This window comes from Plantibacter sp. VKM Ac-2885, from assembly GCF_015351205.1.
In the GTDB taxonomy this organism is placed as follows: Bacteria; Actinomycetota; Actinomycetes; order Actinomycetales; family Microbacteriaceae; genus Plantibacter; species Plantibacter auratus.
The window spans coordinates 651,489-667,220 of sequence record NZ_JADKSK010000002.1 but is presented as its reverse complement, the minus strand read 5'-3'; the positions used below and the strand labels follow the sequence as shown (position 1 = coordinate 667,220).

At 70.4% G+C, this 15,732-nt stretch carries 13 protein-coding genes; 2 read left to right on the top strand and 11 right to left on the bottom strand.

All coding sequences use genetic code 11. From position 1 onward, the window contains the following. Positions 1-100 precede the first annotated feature (100 nt). Both ITJ66_RS15705 and ITJ66_RS15700 read right to left on the bottom strand, forming a co-directional pair. Positions 101-1,111, bottom strand: coding sequence for a 1-aminocyclopropane-1-carboxylate deaminase (locus ITJ66_RS15705; RefSeq protein ID WP_137243770.1), 1,011 nt, complete (start codon positions 1,109-1,111; stop codon positions 101-103). Positions 1,112-1,190: 79 nt separating this feature from the next. After that, positions 1,191-1,859 carry a GntR family transcriptional regulator gene (locus ITJ66_RS15700; RefSeq protein WP_194645200.1) on the bottom strand — a complete coding sequence of 223 codons (669 nt, stop codon included), beginning with the start codon at positions 1,857-1,859 and terminating at the stop codon, positions 1,191-1,193. Positions 1,860-2,062: 203 nt separating this feature from the next. Between ITJ66_RS15700 and ITJ66_RS15695 the strand changes: the two genes are divergently transcribed. Beyond that, positions 2,063-2,572, top strand: coding sequence for a hypothetical protein (locus ITJ66_RS15695; protein ID WP_194645199.1), 510 nt, complete (start codon positions 2,063-2,065; stop codon positions 2,570-2,572). Between the two features lie 102 nt (positions 2,573-2,674). Here ITJ66_RS15695 and ITJ66_RS15690 read toward each other — a convergent pair whose 3' ends face one another. After that, on the bottom strand, positions 2,675-3,277 hold the full coding sequence (locus tag ITJ66_RS15690) for a GNAT family N-acetyltransferase (protein WP_194645198.1): 603 nt from the start codon (positions 3,275-3,277) through the stop codon (positions 2,675-2,677). Between the two features lie 395 nt (positions 3,278-3,672). Here ITJ66_RS15690 and ITJ66_RS15685 point away from each other — a divergent pair, with 395 nt between their 5' ends. Continuing rightward, positions 3,673-4,548: an aminoglycoside phosphotransferase family protein gene (locus ITJ66_RS15685; protein WP_194645197.1), complete on the top strand. Its 876-nt coding sequence runs from the start codon at positions 3,673-3,675 to the stop codon at positions 4,546-4,548. A 175-nt stretch (positions 4,549-4,723) separates the two neighbouring features. On the opposite strand, the gene ITJ66_RS15680 is transcribed toward ITJ66_RS15685, so the two are convergent. The 8 genes from ITJ66_RS15680 to ITJ66_RS15645 all read right to left on the bottom strand — a co-directional run bounded on the left by ITJ66_RS15680 (position 4,724) and on the right by ITJ66_RS15645 (position 15,693). Further along, positions 4,724-6,775, bottom strand: coding sequence for a helicase HerA-like domain-containing protein (locus tag ITJ66_RS15680; RefSeq protein WP_194645196.1), 2,052 nt, complete (start codon positions 6,773-6,775; stop codon positions 4,724-4,726). Positions 6,776-6,842: 67 nt separating this feature from the next. After that, entirely contained in the window at positions 6,843-8,354 is a 1,512-nt protein-coding gene (locus tag ITJ66_RS15675) for a cryptochrome/photolyase family protein (protein WP_194645195.1), read from the bottom strand. Positions 8,355-8,456: 102 nt separating this feature from the next. Continuing rightward, positions 8,457-9,641, bottom strand: a complete 1,185-nt coding sequence (locus ITJ66_RS15670) for a Gfo/Idh/MocA family protein (RefSeq protein WP_194645194.1) — start codon at positions 9,639-9,641, stop codon at positions 8,457-8,459. Next, the gene (locus ITJ66_RS15665) at positions 9,641-10,483 is read right to left on the bottom strand and encodes a sugar phosphate isomerase/epimerase (RefSeq protein ID WP_194645193.1); all 843 of its coding nucleotides are present in this window, start codon (positions 10,481-10,483) and stop codon (positions 9,641-9,643) included. The genes ITJ66_RS15670 and ITJ66_RS15665 overlap by 1 nt, the downstream gene beginning before the upstream one ends. A gap of 87 nt (positions 10,484-10,570) precedes the next feature. After that, positions 10,571-11,932, bottom strand: a complete 1,362-nt coding sequence (locus tag ITJ66_RS15660; RefSeq protein WP_194645192.1) for an MFS transporter — start codon at positions 11,930-11,932, stop codon at positions 10,571-10,573. A 305-nt stretch (positions 11,933-12,237) separates the two neighbouring features. Further along, complete coding sequence (locus tag ITJ66_RS15655; RefSeq protein ID WP_121293817.1) at positions 12,238-12,831, bottom strand: TetR/AcrR family transcriptional regulator; 594 nt, start codon at positions 12,829-12,831, stop codon at positions 12,238-12,240. 210 nt (positions 12,832-13,041) lie between these two features. Next, positions 13,042-14,550 (bottom strand): alpha-N-arabinofuranosidase, encoded by a 1,509-nt coding sequence (locus ITJ66_RS15650; protein WP_194645191.1) that lies wholly within the window; start codon positions 14,548-14,550, stop codon positions 13,042-13,044. A gap of 90 nt (positions 14,551-14,640) precedes the next feature. After that, a complete protein-coding gene (locus ITJ66_RS15645) occupies positions 14,641-15,693 on the bottom strand; it encodes a LacI family DNA-binding transcriptional regulator (protein WP_194645190.1) in 1,053 nt (350 codons plus the stop codon). Positions 15,694-15,732: the final 39 nt, after the last annotated feature.

Below are 15,732 nucleotides of genomic sequence, written 5' to 3'. Positions count from 1 at the left end.
CTCGGGTTCGCGTCAGCGCACCGCGCTGGCACCGGTTTCCGGCGACTCGGCTCAGCGCACCGCGCCGGCACCCCGCTCGGGCGAGGTGCCGGGCACGGGCTCAGTCGCGGAAGAGGGCGCTGTAGGCGTTGATCGCCGGCTGCCCACCGAGATGCGCGTAGAGGACGTTGCTGGACGCCGGGATGTCACCACTCGTCACGAGGTCGATGAGCCCTGCCATCGACTTCCCCTCGTAGACCGGGTCGATGATGACACCCTCGAGCCGACCGGTCAGGCGGATCGCCTCCATCGTCGACTCGACCGGGATCCCGTAGAGGTCGCCGGCCCACCCCTCCAACACCGTGATCTCGTCGTCGCGGAGCTCGCGTTCGAGGCCGATGAGCTCCGCCGTGTTGCGGGCGATGCGTGCGACCTGGTCGCGGGTCTCCTGGATCTTCGCCGACGCGTCGATGCCGATCACCCGGCGCGGTCGGTCCTGCCCGGCGAACCCGGCGATCATGCCGGCGTGGGTGGACCCGGTGACGCTGCAGACGACGATCGTGTCGAAGAACACCCCGAGTTCACGCTCCTGCTGCTCGACCTCCGCGGCCCAGTTCGCGAACCCCAGACCACCGAGCCGGTGGTCCGACGCGCCGGCCGGGATCGCGTACGGGGTGCCGCCGCGTTCGCGCACGTCGTCGAGGGCGCGTTCCCAGCTCGACTTGAAGCCGATGCCGAAGCCCGCGGGATCGAGACGGACCTCGGCACCCATGATCCGCGACAGCATGATGTTGCCGACCCGGTCGTTCACCGCGTCCGGCCAGTCCACCCAGTTCTCCTGCACGAGCACCGCCTGCATCCCGAGCTTCGCCGCGACCGCCGCGACCTGCCGCGTGTGGTTGGACTGGTAGCCACCGATCGACACGAGTGTGTCGGCACCCTGCGCGATCGCGTCGGGGATGAGGTACTCCAGCTTGCGGGTCTTGTTGCCGCCGTAGGCGAGACCGCTGTTGACGTCCTCGCGCTTGGCCCAGATCGTCGCGCCGCCGAGGTGGGCGGTGAGGCGGTTGAGTTCGTGGACGGGACTCGGTCCGAAGGTGAGCGGGTAACGGGAGAAGTCGCTGAGGGACATGTGGTGGCTCCTGGGTCTCGGTGGTGCGGCTGAGTGGTGGCGATCGGTGCCGGGAAACGGGTCGGGTGGCGCGAGCTGGTCAGTCCTCGTCGAGGTGGGCGAGGACAAGGTCGGCGAGGGTCGTCCAGTTGCCCCGGACGAGCGCGGCCGCCGCATCCACGTCCCCCTCCGCACAGCGCTCGATGACGGCATCGTGCTGCGCGATCGACCCGCGTGCCGCGACCGAGGAGAACCGCAGCCGTTCGATCCGGCGCAGCAACGGGGTGACCGCCTCGAGCGCATCACGGATGAACGGGTTCCCGGCGACGTCCACGGCCACGGCATGGAAGGCGTCGTCCGCTGCGAGCGCGGCGTCGGCGTCATCGCGTTGGAGCGCGGCTGCGAAGTCACGGTTCGCCGCGCGCATGCGGTCGAGGTCGGCCGCGCTCAGGTGCGGTACCGCCTCACGGATGGCGAGTTCGTGCATGGCGGCGGCGACCGCCTGTGCCTGCAACGTCGCCCGGCTGTCGAGCGGGGCGACGACGGTCGACCGTCCGGGTTTCGCAATGACGAGCCCGCTCCGGGCGAGGCGCAGGACGGCCTCACGGATGGGCGTGCGACTCACGCCGAGCCAGCGTTCGAGTTCGGTGTCGACGAGCTTCTCGCCCGGGGTGAAGGTGCCGTCGACGATCGCATTGCGGAGCGACTGATAGACGTCGTCGCGGAGGAGCGCGCGGCGATGCGGGTTGGCTTGAGCGGGGGCGGGCATGCAATATATTGCACATCGCACGACCGAGAAGTCAAGCGCATCGGCGCAACCGGGCGGACCGGCTCGAAGAATGGGGTATTCGTCCTACTTGTCCCCCAGATGGCGGATTGTCCACCCACTGAAAGCAGGCCACGATGGTCGGCGGGGGTGAGTGCGTGGTGCAACGGGGTGATGAACCGGTGACGGTCAGACCGCATCCTCGCGTGCTCTGGAGCGCCGTCCTGAGCGCCGCCATCGTCGTCCTCCCCGTCTGGGGCGTCTCGCTCTGGCTCGTCGGCCCGGCCCCGAGTGTCGAACGCACGTGGGTCATCACGCTCGGTGTCATCGGCATGGTCGTCCTGCTCGGCGTCGCCGTCCTCTCCCGTCGCCAACGCATCGTCGTGCGGCATGACGGGTTCGTCGAGCAGCCCATCGTCGGGCGGCAGCGGTTCGTTCCACGGGAGGCGATCGGCCGCAGTCTGCTCTTCGAGTTCCGGGGTCGAGGTCTGCATGCGAGCTCGCAGTTCTTCGTCTGCGACGCCGAGAACCGCCCGCTCCTCCGCATGCGCAGCAACCGGTGGAGCACGGACAGCATCGCGGCCGTCGTCGCGGCGTACGACGGCCCGGTGGAGCGACCTCGCCAGCCGGTCTCGCTCGACGACCTCCGCGAGGACCACCCCGACCTGCTCACCCCGCTCGAGCGTCTGCGCTGGGCGCGCGCCGAACTGCTCTAGCCGAACTGCTCTCGCTGAGTCGGCCTGCCCCGGCTACCGCGACGGAGCGCGAGGGCGTCGTCGCACCCCGCGGGATCCGGCTCGAGGCGGATACCGCCCGGGTCAGAGCGCCTTCGCGTACCAGTGGGCGCCGGGATCGCCGTCGACCCGCGTGAAGCCCGTCCGCTGGTAGAACTGCTGGGCCCCGGTGTTCGCGACACCGACGCCGAGGTGCACGCCCGGGACGCCGCGCTCCGCGAGGAGCTCGCAGAACGCGTCGATGAGCCGTCTGCCGACACCCATCCCCTGCGTCTCCGGCAGCAGGTCGATGTGCAGGTGGGCCGGGTACTGCGCCAGGAGGTCCGGGGCCAGTCCGCCGCGATCGGTCGCGGATCGGACGATGCCGCGTTCGCCCTCCGAGGCGGCTCCGGAGGCCGCGGCCGCCGCGTACTTGCCCTCGACGGTCGGCCACCAGCGCTCGACGAACCAGCGGTCGAAGGCGGTCGTGTCCGCGGTGCCCAGGATGTACCCGATCGGACCCGAGCCGGCGTCGACGAGCAGCGCCAACTCGGGCTCGTGCTCGACGTAGGGCAAGGCATAGATGTCGGGCAGGAGGTCGTCCGTGCTGAACTGTCCGGTCGCATCCGCGCCCGAGTCGCCCGTTCGGGTGCAGATCGCCGCCACGGCGGCGCGGTCGGTCGGTCGGTACGCGCGGATCTCGGTCACCGCGCCAGCCTAACCGGCGTTCCCCGGTCCCAGAGCCCCATCCTCGCCGGTCCCTGAAGCCCACCCTCCCGGTCCCTGAGCCCCGCCCTCCCCGGTCCCTGAGCCCCACCCTCCCGGTCCCTGAGCCCCACCCTCCCGGTCCCTGAGCCTGTCGAAGGGCGGCGTTCCTTCGTCTGCCCTTCCACCACCCTCCGGTCCCTGAGCTTGTCGAAGGGCGATGTTCGCCCGTGTGCCCTTCGACAAGCTCAGGAACCGACCGAGGTGCGGCCCGGGGGCGACCAAGGGTCCGATCGAGGCGGCGATCGAGGCGCGACCCAAGGACAGAGGCGCGATCACGAGACCGCCCGAGGCGCGACCCAGGCACCGGTTCGAACAGGTTGCCTAGGCTGAGTCCCGTGACATGGCGACCAGGGAGCATCGACGCGGCCGTCGAGCAGTGGCGGCTCGTCCGCGACGGCGAGCTCATCGTGACGCCGTCGAGCCGGCTACTTCCCGTGACGCACCACGGACGACCGGCGATGCTCAAGGTGCCGCTCGTCCACGAGGAGGCGCTCGGCGGTCAGCTGCTCGCGGCGTGGGACGGCGGCGGGTGTGCAGCGGTGTTCGCGGGCGATGACCACGCGATCGTCCTGGAACGCGCGACGAGCGGCCGTGATCTCTCCTCGCTGACCCGAGCAGGTGACGACCTCGGAGCCGTCGCGCTCCTGTGCTCCGTGCTCGACACCCTGCACACGGCCATCCCCGCCCCGGCACCGACCGATGCCGACGGTGTCATCGCCGAACTCCCCACGCTCCGCCGGTGGTTCCACGAGCTGCTCGCCGACGACGCCTCAGCCCTCGGCACCCTCCTCGGCGATCCGGCGAGCGCCGCGTTCCTCCAACGTGGGCGGGAGCTCGCCGGTCGACTGCTCGACACCACGACCGCCGCCGACGTCGTCGTGCTCCACGGCGACCTCCACCACATGAACGTGCTCGAGTTCGCACCCGGCGACTGGCGGGCGATCGACCCCAAGGGCATCGTCGGCCACCGCGCCTTCGACGCCACCGCGATGTTCAGCAACCCCGATCCCGCGACGGCGCGGAACCCGCGGCTGTTCGCCGAGCGCGTCGAGCTGGTGCGTCGATCGCTCGGCCTGTCGCGAACCGTCCTCCTCGAGTGGGTGGTCGCGCGCTCCGCGCTGTCCGCCGTGTGGTCGCTGCAGGACGGGGTGCTCGACGACGCCCGGGCCACCGTCGAGCTCGGTCGCCTCGCCGAAGACGGCCTCCGGTAGGTTCGCGCCCTTCGACAAGCTCAGGGACCGGGAAACCGCTCAAGGGACCGGGAGCCGCTCAGGGACCGGGAAACCGCTCGGAGGAACGGGGAACCGCTCAGGGGAACGGGACACCGCTCAGGGAACGGGAAACCGCTCAGGGGACGGGACACCGCTTGAAGACCGGCGCGGCAGCTCAGCGGCGGCGACGCGTCCCGAAGATGCCCTCGACGACGCCGGTGAGGATCGACCGCGTCGCCTTCGACCCGAGGATCTCTTCGAGCGGACTCTTCGACGACGTCGACGACGACCGCGTCGACGTTCGGCGGGTCGTGCCGGCGGTCTTCCGGAGCAACCGTTCGTACTCGGCGTCGGCCTTCTTCTGCGCCGCGGCCTGCGCCTTGTCGGCGGCGGCCTGCTGCTTCGCGAGTTCCGCCGCGATGCGCTGCCGCTCGAGTTCGGCCTCGGCGGCGAGCGCTGCTTGGTTCGCCTCCTCGAGCTTCGCCGTCAGGATCTCCCTCGCCGACTCACGGTCGACGGGCGTCCCGTACCGCGCGAGCAACGGTGAGGCCGCGATCGCCGCGTCGATCGCCGTGTCGGGACTCGGCGACATGAGTCCCTGTGGTGCCCGCAGTCTCGTCCACGCGACCGGCGACGGCGCCCCCTTCTCGTTCATCACGGTGACGACCGCCTCACCGGTGCCGAGCGAGGTGAGGACCTCGCCGAGCTCGTAGCCGGAGGTCGGGTAGGTCGACACGGTCGCTTTGAGCGCCTTCGCGTCGTCCGGGGTGAAGGCACGGAGGGCGTGCTGCACGCGCGACCCGAGCTGCGCGAGCACCTCGCCCGGGACGTCCTTCGGTGTCTGCGTGACGAAGAAGATGCCGACACCCTTCGACCGGATGAGCCGGACCGTCTGCGTGATCTGCGCGAGGAAGTCCTTCGACGCGTCGCGGAACAGCAGGTGCGCCTCGTCGAAGAAGAACACGAGCTTCGGCTTCTCGGGGTCGCCCACCTCGGGGAGGGTGTTGAAGAGGTCGGCGAGCAACCACATGAGGAACGTCGAGTAGAGGGCCGGCTGGTTCTGGACGCCCGGCACCTCGAGCAGGCTGACGATGCCTTTGCCGCTCGGGTCGAGGCGGATGAAGTCGGCGGTGTCGATCTCGGGTTCGCCGAAGAAGACGTCGGCGCCCTGGTCGGCGAAGGTGATGAGCTCCCGCAGGATCACCCCGACGGTGGCGCCCGACAGCCCGCCGAGCTCCTGCAGCTCGCCCTTGCCGTCGTCGCTCGCGAGGTAGGTGAGGACCGCGCGCAGGTCGCTCAGGTCGAGGAGCGGCAGGCCCGCCTGGTCGGCGTAGTGGAAGACGAGACCGAGGCTGGACTCCTGCGTTGCGTTGAGGCCGAGGACCTTGCTCAGCAGCAACGGACCGAAGGCGGCGATGGTGGCGCGGATCGGGACGCCCTTGCCGACGCCGCCGAGCGCGAAGTACTCCGTCGGGGTGGCGGCCGGCGTCCAGTCCTGGCCGATGCCGCGGGTGCGGTCGAGGAGCTTCTCGTTCGACTCCCCCGGGGTCGCGATGCCCGAGAGGTCACCCTTGATGTCCGCGGCGAACACGGGGACACCGGCGGCCGAGAGCTGCTCGACGAGGCCCTGGAGGGTGCGGGTCTTCCCGGTTCCGGTGGCGCCGGCGACGAGCCCGTGCCGGTTCATGACGCTGAGCGGGATGCGGACCTGCACCCCGGGCACCGGTTCCCCGTTGACCAGGGCCCCCATCTCGAGCGCCGGGCCGTGCACGAGGTAGCCGTCGCGGATCTTCAGCACGTCGTCGAGGCCGAGCGGGCCCGGCCCGATGGTGTCGGCGCTGAGGTCATCAGTGCTGCTGGCGCCGTCGCCGCTGCTGCTGGGGGCGGTGCTGCTGGTGTCGGCAGTGCCAGTGCCGGCGGTGCTGGTGTCGGTACCGACCGCTTCGTCGGTTGGGACGCCGGCTAGGACGTCGGATGGGGCCTCGGCGGCCGGCGCATCACTCGCGGAACCGGGGTCCCCAGACTCGACCGGTGACGCCGCTCCGGTGGCCCCGCCCGACGCGGTGATCCCGGCCCCGGCGAGCGCCGCTGCCGCCTCGGCCGCCTTCACTTTCGCTGCGGCGAGCGCCGCCTGCGCCTGGGCGGCTTCGAGCTCGGCCTGGGCTTGGGCGGCGGCAGCCTGGAGTGCGGCGATCTGCGGGTCGGATGCTGCATCACTGGGCGTCATGTGCCGAGCCTAGCGAGGCGTTCCCCACCGGTCGAGGGGTCGCGCGAGGGCTGGACGACTGCTCCGATCACCACTGTTCGCGGGTGCGCTCCTGGTCGACGACGGCGCGCAGGTCGGACAGTCGTCGCATCCCGGCCAGCGGTTGCGCCATGCGGGTGTTGTGCCGGATGCGCGGTTCCACGCGGTCGAGGAAGGCCCAGTATCCGGCGGTGAAGGGGCAGGCGTCCTCGCCCAGCCGCACCTTGGGATTGAAGACGCACCCACCGCAGTAGTCGGACATCTTGTCGATGTACGCACCGCCCGAGGCGTAGGGCTTCGTCGCGACGATGCCGCCGTCCGCGTGCTGCGACATGCCGATGACGTTCGCGGGCATCACCCAGGGGGTGCCGTCGACGAACATGTCGATGAACCAGTCGTTGAGCGCGACGGGGTCGTATCCGTGCTGCAGGGCCCAGTTGCCGAGCACCATGAGCCGCTGGATGTGATGCGCCCACCCGTGGCGACGCATCCCGTCGATCGTCTCACGGAGACAGTTGGACTGGATGGCGGCGGCGTCGAGTTCGCGGAACTGACGTGGGAGCGGCTCGTGTGCTCCGAGGGCGTTGTGACTCGTCCGGTAGGGGTCGCCGAGGTGCCAGTAGAGATGCCAGACGTAGTCGCGCCAGCCGATGATCTGACGGGTGAAGCCCTCGACACTCGACAGCGGTGCACGACCGGCGTGGAATTCGGCGACCACGGTCTCGACGGCGTCGCGCGGGTCGAGCAGGCCGAGGTTGAGCGGCGCGCTCAGCAGGGAGTGCGCCATCGTCCAGTCGCCGCCGAGCATGGCGTCCTCGAACGGGCCGAAGTCGCCGAGCCTGGTCTCGATGAAGTCCGCGAGCGCCGCCTCCGCCTCGGCCGCCGTGGCCGCGAAGCGCCGGGGCCCGTCGTCGCCGACCAGCTGGACCAGTCCGTCGCGCTGCCACCGGTCGAGGTCCTCCCGGACCTCCGCGTCGATGTCGTCCTCCTCGGGCCAGAGCGGCTCGGGCAGACCGAGCCGGGCGGCTCCCTTCGGCGGCGGGTTGCGGTTGTCGTGGTCGTAGTTCCAGCGGCCGCCCTCCGGCTGGTCGCCGCGCATGAGGATCCCGGTCCGCTCCCGCACCGTGCGGTAGAAGTCCTCCAGGAGGAGCCGCTTGCCGTCCCGCGTCGACGCCCAGGCCGCGAAGTCGGGCTCCGAGGTCACGAAGCCGCGGCTCGGGGGCACCCGGAGGCCGCGCTCACGGACGAAGCGCCGAGCCGTCCACGAGGGTGGGTCGATCACCTCGAGGTCGGCGCCGACCTCGACGACCTCCTCGTAGCGGTCGACCTGGTGGAACTCCGCCCGGTCGCCGAGTTCCGCCGCACGATGTCGGATGGCCGAGAGGAAGAGGTGCGCCTTCGCCCGGTGCATCGGTCGCTTCGTGAAGGTGGACTTCGATTCGATGAGCAGGATCGGTCCGCCGTCGTCGAACGCCGGGCCGAGCTGGCCGGTGAGGATCCATCGCCGGCGAGGGGCCGCGTCATCGGGGTGCTCGGCGGCGCGCCGACCGGTGGTGTCCATCGCCTCAGCGTACGTGGGGCGACGGACACCACCGGGGGCTTGCTCAGCCTGCTCCGATGCTGCTCGGTTCTGTACTGCGGTGCCCCGCTCGGCTCACAACGCTCAGAGTGTCGCGGCGAACGGGTCCCAGTCCTCCGCGACGAGCGGCACCGGCGTGACCCGGCTCGCCACGTCGACGGTCTGGCCGGACACCACGGACTCGTCGATCGAGACGAGCGTGTCGAGCACGTGGTAGCCGAGAGCGCCCGAGGCGAGCGGTGTGCCACCGGAACGGATCGCCCGGGCGAGGTCGAGGACCCCGGTCCCGCGTCCGGCGAGGACACCCTCGGTCGGCACGACCTCCCACTCCGGGTCCTGCTGCATCCGTTCGATGGGCGCCGCGCGGGTGATCCGCACCTCGCCCGTGAACATGTTCGGGTCGGGGATCACGAGCGTCCCCTCGGTGCCGGTGATCTCGACGACGCCCATCTTGGCGAGCGGCGACTCGAAGCTGAAGACGCTCTGGCTCACGCCGCCGTCCACGAAGCGGGCGATCGCGCTGACGTGCGTCGGCACCTCGACGGTGAACTCGGTGCCGACGCGGTCGCCCTGCTGGATCGTCCGGGTCGCACGTCCACGCGAGCCGGCCGCCGACACCGAGGCGACCGAACCGAACACCTGCACGAGCGTCGTCAGGTAGTACGGCCCCATGTCGAACAGCGGCCCGCCACCCTTCGCGAACAGGAACTCCGGGTTCGGGTGGAAGATGTCCGGCCCCGCGTACTGCATGACGGTCTGGGCGGTGAGCGGCTGACCGATGTCACCGCGGGCGATGGCGCGACGCGCGGACTGGACGCCCGGGCCGAGCACGGTGTCCGGCGCGATGCCGACGAGGAGTCCTGCGGCGTCGGCCTGCTCGAGGAGCGCGAGCCCGCTCGCACGGTCGACGCTGATCGGCTTCTCCGTCCACACGTGCTTCCCGGCGGCGAGCACCTGCGACGCGACCTGCGCGTGGACGGCGGGGATCGTGAGGTTCACGACGAGCTCGACGTCCGGGTGCGCGAGGACGTCGTCGGCGGTCCCCCACTCGCCGACGCTCCACTTCTCGGCCTGGGCCTTCGCGCGGTCGACGTCGAGGTCGCCGAGGATCACGACGCGGACGTCGGGGAACGAGGTGAGGTGCTCGAGGTAGGTGTCACTGATCATGCCGGTGCCGATGAACCCGACGCCGACCGGGCCGCTGCCCTGCGGTGCGCGTGCCGTGCCCTGCGCTGCCGCGGCCGCCGTGTCGTTTGCTGCCGCGGGCATCAGCGGACCACCGCTTCGGTCGAGACGAGCTGTTCGGCGACGAGCGCGTCGACGCTCGCCCGGATGCCGTCGAAGATGTCGCCGGCGCCGTAGTGGTCGAACTCGATGATCGCGAACCGGGCCGAGGGGGCCGCCGCGATGGACTCGCGCAGCGGGACCTCGCCCTGCCCGAACGGTCGCTGGTCGAGACTCGTCGGCACGAAGGGCGCGGCTCCCGGTGCGAACGGGTCGGCGGGCAGCAGGCCGTCCTTGACGTGGAGTGCCTGGACGCGGTCGCCGAGGCGGCCGAGCAGCGCGGGGACGTCCTGGCCGGCGGTCGCCGCCCAGAACAGGTCGACCTCGAGGGCGACGTCGTCACGCAGCTGGTCGGCGAAGACCTCGAACGCGCTGCGTCCGCCGAACGATGCGACGAACTCCTGGGAGTGGTTGTGGTACCCGACGCGGAGGCCGTGGTCGGCGGCGCGCTCCGCTGCGGCGTTCAGGCGGGACGCGGTGTCGGCGACGGCCGCTTCGTCGAGCCAGCGGTCGGGGCTGACGAAGGAGTCGATGACGATCTCGAGGCCGAGTGTCTTCGCTGCCGCGAAGACCTCATCCTGTGGGGCGACCGGCATGACCTGGTCGCCGAAGCGGATCTCGTCGGAGAGGAGGGTCGCGTGCCCAGTGCGGGCGGCGAGACCGTGGCGGTCGAAGGCTTCACGGAGCTCGGGCGCACGGGAGACGAAGTCGAAGGCCTCGACCTCGCGCAGGCCCATGCCGGCGAGCCGGGCGAGGGCGTCGTCGAGTCCCTGGTCGAGGTGCTCCTTGATGCTGTAGAGCTGCACGGAGAGCGCTGGTGCGGTCATGGTGTTGCCGTCCGTTCTGACGCCGTCGTTGGCGTCGCTGGTGATGGAATGGAGCTGGTGATCGGAGTGCGGGAGGCGCGACCGGGGTCACCCACGGGTCGCGATCGATCCGGTGATCGTCCCGTCGGCGTTCCGGGTCATGCGGTGTCGGACCGGCAGAATCGTCAGCGCGCCGAGCACGGCGATCACCCCGGCGCCCCAGAACAGGGCCGTGTAGTTGTTGCCGACCGCGCCGAGTCCGAGGAGGAACGCGCCCACCGCGCCGGCGAGCGACTGCGGCAGGGCGTTCGCGATGTTGAGGACACCGAGGTCCTTCGCTGCGTCGTCGGGGTTCGGGAGGACGTCCACGACGAGGGCGGTGTCGACCGCGACGTACACGCCGTACGCCGCTCCCATGATCGCCTCGACGACGTAGAACATGGGCACCGTCGTGGTGTGGGCGAGCAGCACGAGCCCGAGCGCGAAGACCGCCGTCGACCCGATGACGAACACCTTGCGGTTGAGCATCCGGTCCGACAGCCAACCGCCGAGCTTCGCGGTGACGACGAGCGCGATCGTGTAGATCAGCACACCCATGGTCAGGGTGTCGACCGCGCCCTGCTGCGACAGCCCGACCTCCTCCTGCAGGAAGAACAGGCGGAACGCGACGAAGAGGAACGACGCGAGCGTCAGGAGGAACCGCGACAGCCAGACCCAGCCGAAGTCCGGGTGCTTGAGCGGGTTCACCCAGAAGGTGAAGAGCAGGCCCTTCCAGCCGCCGACGTCCGGTCGGGTCGTGATCGCGCGGTCCGGCAGGACGAAGCAGTACAGCCACACGGTGATCAGCGCGAAGACGGCCGGAGCGACGAAGAGGAGCAGCATGTCGGTGACGAACCAACTGGCCACGAAGGCCGCCGCGAGGATGCCGACGTTCTGCATGACCCCGACGTTCGCGGAGACACTCCCGCGCTGTTCCGGCGGGACCTGGTCGGCGATCGTCGCGAGCAGCGGGCCGAGGATGGCGTTGCCGGTCAGCTGCGCGAGGCACCACCCGGCGATGAGGACCGGGACGTTCGGAGCGAGGGCGACGATCGTGAGCGAGGCGACGAAGCCGATGGCGCCGAGGAACATCCACGGCCGACGGCGACCGAACCGCGAGAGGGTGAGGTCGGACAAACGGCCGATCACCGGGTTCGCGACGAGGGCGAACAGGGCGGCGATGGAGAGGACGTTGCCGTTGACGACCGCCGCCTGGTCACCCGGGACGAGCTGCTGCGTCTTGAGGGCCAGGCTCACGGTGACCGGGGCGAGCAGGGCCACGAACAGACCGAACTGGGCGAGCGCCATGGTGGTGACGACCCATTTCGACGCCCGTTCCGTGGGCCCCGACGGACCGGTGACGAGGCTGACGTAGGGGCCGCTCGAGGCACGCTGGCCGGTGGGTTTGGGGCGGCGGGGCGGGTTGGACATCCGAGTTCCTCTCAACGCTGAGCTGCGGACCGGCTCTGGCCCGCGGGTGGTGCTGTCCTGACAGGATCGGGAAACCGATCACTGCACGGCTTTGAGTATATGCGCGAAACCCGAGTGGTCAATAGGTTTTCACGAAACCCGTCGGTGTGGGCTGCTGCCAGCGCGGTGCGCTGACGCGAGCGCGGCCCAGCCGCGTGAGCGCGGGTCTCCAGAGGGTCGCGCTCACGCGCCCGGGGCGCGCCCACGCCGATTCCGCGGCGCTCGCGTCACCGCACCGCGCCGGGCCCCACAGACCCGCGCTCGGGTCAGCGCACCGCGCCGGCGTCGCCGACGAGGAGAGCCCAGGCGCGCTCGAGGTCACCGGCCATGTCGACGGAGGGGTCGAGCGTCCACTGCACCTGCAGACCGTCGGCGAGGGCGACCATGACACGCGCCACGTGATCGGGGTCGAGGCCCGCGGCGACCCGCCCGGAGGCCTGACGATCCCGGACGACGTCGGCGATGCTCCGGCGCACCGCTGTGACGTGATCGACGAAGAACCCGCGCACCGGGTGCTCCGCATCACCGGCGGCGGCCGCCATCGTCAGGTACAGCTCGACGAGCCCCGGGACGTCGCTGTTGTGGCGCATGACCGCGACCAGACCCTCGATCGCGTCCTGCGACCCGGCCGCGGCGAACTCCTCGTAGTCGACGGCGTCGCGCTCCCGCAGGATCGCCGCGAACAGGTGTTCCTTGGATTCGAAGTAGTGCATGAGCCCCGGCAGGCTGACGCCGACCTCACGCGCGACCTCACGGAGCGACGTGCCGCGGTACCCCTCGCGTGCGAACACCGCGAGCGCGACGCGCAGGATCTCCTCCCGGCGCGCAACGCCTTTCGCGTAGGAGCCCCGTGCCGTCATGTGCCGATTGTAGGGCCGCACGACGACAGCGGTGCATGGGATTCCCCCACCCACCGCCGACGCCGATACGTGCACAACTCAGGACGGGTCCGGCGCGCCGTCCCGCGATCGCCGCGAGCGCGGCAGACCCGCCGTGATCGTCCTGAGTTGCGAACGCCGAGACCCCTGACTCGCAGACCGGAGCCCGCAGACCGCAGCCCGCTTCCCGACTCAGGCGCCGAGTGCGACCGCCGTCCACGACACGGGCGGGAGCGTGATCGTGAGGGTGCCGTCGGCGAGCGACGCGCTCTCGTTCGCGACGAGGCCGACGCGCTCGCGATCGTCGATCGTGTTCTTCGCGTAGACGTCCTCGTCGTGGATGCCGTTCGCCTCGATGATCGAGCCCACGCCGAGCGCCGAGACGTCGACGGTCACCGTGATCGCCTCGTCCTGGTGGCGGTTCACGAGGAACACGGCCGCGGTCCCGGCCTCGGCGTCGTACGTCGCGACCGAGTCGACGAGCGGTGCGTCACCGTGGACCTTCGTGGTGTAACTGCCGACCTCGATGCGCGGCGCGATCACGACACCTGACGCGAGCCGGCTGGTCACCGAGAACGGGAAGAACGTCGTCTGTCGCCAGGCTCCGCCACCCGGCTCGGTCATGATCGGGGCGATGACGTTCACGAGCTGCGCGAGGCTTGCGGAGCCGACGCGGTCGCTGTGCTTGAGGAGCGTCATGAGCAGGTTGCCGAACACGACCGCGTCGGCGACCGAGTAGACGTCCTCGATGAGGCGGGGCGCGTAGGCCCACTCCTCGATGGTGCCCTCGATCGCATTCCACTCGTCGAGGTACCAGACGTTCCACTCGTCGAACGAGAGCTGGATCTGCTTGTCGGAGTGACGCTTGTGCTGGACGTGGTCGGCGGCCGCGACGACCGTCCGGATGAAGTACTCCATATTGAGGGACGACGCGAGGAACGACCCGAGGTCGCCGTCGCGCTCCTGGTAGTACGCGTGGCAGGAGATGTAGTCCACCGAGTCGAAGCTGTGCTCGAGGACGGTGCGCTCCCAGTCCCCGAAGGTCGGCATCGAGGAACTCGACGAACCACAGACGACGAGTTCGAGCTTCGGGTCGACCATCTTCATCGCCGACGCGGTCCGGGCGGCCAGCTTGCCGTAGTCGTCGGCCGACATGGCGCCGACCTGCCACGGCCCGTCCATCTCGTTGCCGAGACACCACATGCTGATGCCGTAGGGCTCGGGAGCGCCGTTCGCGATCCGCTGGTCGGACAGCGCCGTTCCGCTCGGGTGGTTCGTGTACTCGAGGAGGTCGAGCGCTTCGAGCACCCCGCGCGTGCCGAGGTTGACGGCCATCATCATCTCGCTGCCGGTGAGCTTGCACCACTTGGCGAACTCATCGACGCCGACCTGGTTGGTCTCGAGCGAGTGCCAGGCCAGGTCGCGGCGCACGGGGCGGTTCTCGCGCGGCCCGACGCCGTCCTCCCAGCGGTAGCCGGAGACGAAGTTGCCGCCGGGGTAGCGGATGGTGCTCGTGCCGAGCTCCGTGACGAGGTCGACGACGTCGCCGCGGAAGCCGTCGGCGTCGGCGGTGGGGTGGCCGGGCTCGTAGATGCCGTCGTAGACGCAGCGTCCCAGGTGCTCCACGAACGAGCCGAAGATCCGGCGGTTGACGGGGGCGACCGTGACGTTCGGGTCGATGGCGATGCGTGCGGTGGTCATTGGGTCCTTTCCGGGGACGTCGTCGTCCAGGCTTCTACAACGTTGAAGGTAAACGTTGCAGAAGCAGTCTCGTGCGCCGATCGGCGGCTGTCAAGACACGTATGGAGATGGGGAGTCGGCGCCGACGGGCGAGGACGCGGTCGACTCACGTCGCACCAGTTCGAAGTCCGCGTAGACCCGACGGGGTGGCACGTCATCGACTCCCCCGGCGATCCGCTCGACGAGCAGCGACACGGCGGTCCGGGCGATCTGCTCCCGCCCCGGCGCGATCGTCGACAGCGACGGCAGGGAGTACCGACCCTCGTCGATGTCGTCGAAGCCGATGACCGCGACCTCGTCGGGCATGGCGACGCCTCGTTCGCTCAGGACGCGCATGGCTCCGAGCGCCAGGGCGTCGTTGAACGCGACGATGCCGTCGAACGCGACACCCTCATCGAGCATCGCGCGCATCGCGACCGCTCCGTCGAAGCGACCCCAGACCGGGACCTCGCGGACGAGCGCCGGATCGAACACCATGCCGGCAGCCTCCAGCGCGGCTCGATACCCGGCGAGACGCAGGCTGGCCGAACTGACGATGTCGGCGCGGTGCGCTCCGAAGGCGACGATCCGCGTCCGACCGAGCCCGATCAGATGCTCCGTCGCGGCACGCGCTCCCTCGGTGTTGCGCATCGTCACGTGGTCGTTCGGGGCGTTGAACATGCGCTCACCGAGGAGCACCATCGGGATGGTGACCTCCTCCACGACGGCGAGGTCCTCGTCGCCGAGGTGGAGCGCGCTGTAGAGGACACCGTCGACCGCACGGAGTCGTGCGCCGCGCAACAGCTCGGCCTCGCGTGCCCGGTCGCCGCCGCTCAGCTCGATCAGCACCGACAGGCCGAGCTGGTCGGCGGCGTGCATGACGGCGTCGGCGAGTTCGGCGAAGTAGGAGTTCCGGAGGTCGGGGATGATCAGGCTGATGACGCCGGACCGGCCGGAGCGGAGCCCACGCGCGGAGAGGTTCGGGCGGTAGCCGAGCTCGGCGATCGCCGCGAGCACCCGCTCCTTGGTGGCCTGCTTGATGTGGGGGTAGTCGTTGACGACGTTCGAGACGGTCTTGGCGGACACCCCGGCGAGCTTCGCGACGTCGTGCAGGGTGGTCGCCATGATCCTCCTCGGCGGCGGCATGCCCGGCCGCCCTGTACG

What these genes read in the sequence shown, in the direction of transcription:
- ITJ66_RS15650 (WP_194645191.1), bottom strand. Translation starts at nt 14,550, where the DNA reads ATGACCACCGCACGCATCGCCATCGACCCGAACGTCACGGTCGCCCCC.
- ITJ66_RS15645 (WP_194645190.1), bottom strand. Translation starts at nt 15,693, where the DNA reads ATGGCGACCACCCTGCACGACGTCGCGAAGCTCGCCGGGGTGTCCGCC.
- ITJ66_RS15670 (WP_194645194.1), bottom strand. Translation starts at nt 9,641, where the DNA reads ATGCCCGCGGCAGCAAACGACACGGCGGCCGCGGCAGCGCAGGGCACG.
- ITJ66_RS15655 (WP_121293817.1), bottom strand. Translation starts at nt 12,831, where the DNA reads ATGACGGCACGGGGCTCCTACGCGAAAGGCGTTGCGCGCCGGGAGGAG.
- ITJ66_RS15665 (WP_194645193.1), bottom strand. Translation starts at nt 10,483, where the DNA reads ATGACCGCACCAGCGCTCTCCGTGCAGCTCTACAGCATCAAGGAGCAC.
- ITJ66_RS15675 (WP_194645195.1), bottom strand. Translation starts at nt 8,354, where the DNA reads ATGGACACCACCGGTCGGCGCGCCGCCGAGCACCCCGATGACGCGGCC.
- ITJ66_RS15705 (WP_137243770.1), bottom strand. Translation starts at nt 1,111, where the DNA reads ATGTCCCTCAGCGACTTCTCCCGTTACCCGCTCACCTTCGGACCGAGT.
- ITJ66_RS15680 (WP_194645196.1), bottom strand. Translation starts at nt 6,775, where the DNA reads ATGACGCCCAGTGATGCAGCATCCGACCCGCAGATCGCCGCACTCCAG.
- ITJ66_RS15700 (WP_194645200.1), bottom strand. Translation starts at nt 1,859, where the DNA reads ATGCCCGCCCCCGCTCAAGCCAACCCGCATCGCCGCGCGCTCCTCCGC.
- ITJ66_RS15660 (WP_194645192.1), bottom strand. Translation starts at nt 11,932, where the DNA reads ATGTCCAACCCGCCCCGCCGCCCCAAACCCACCGGCCAGCGTGCCTCG.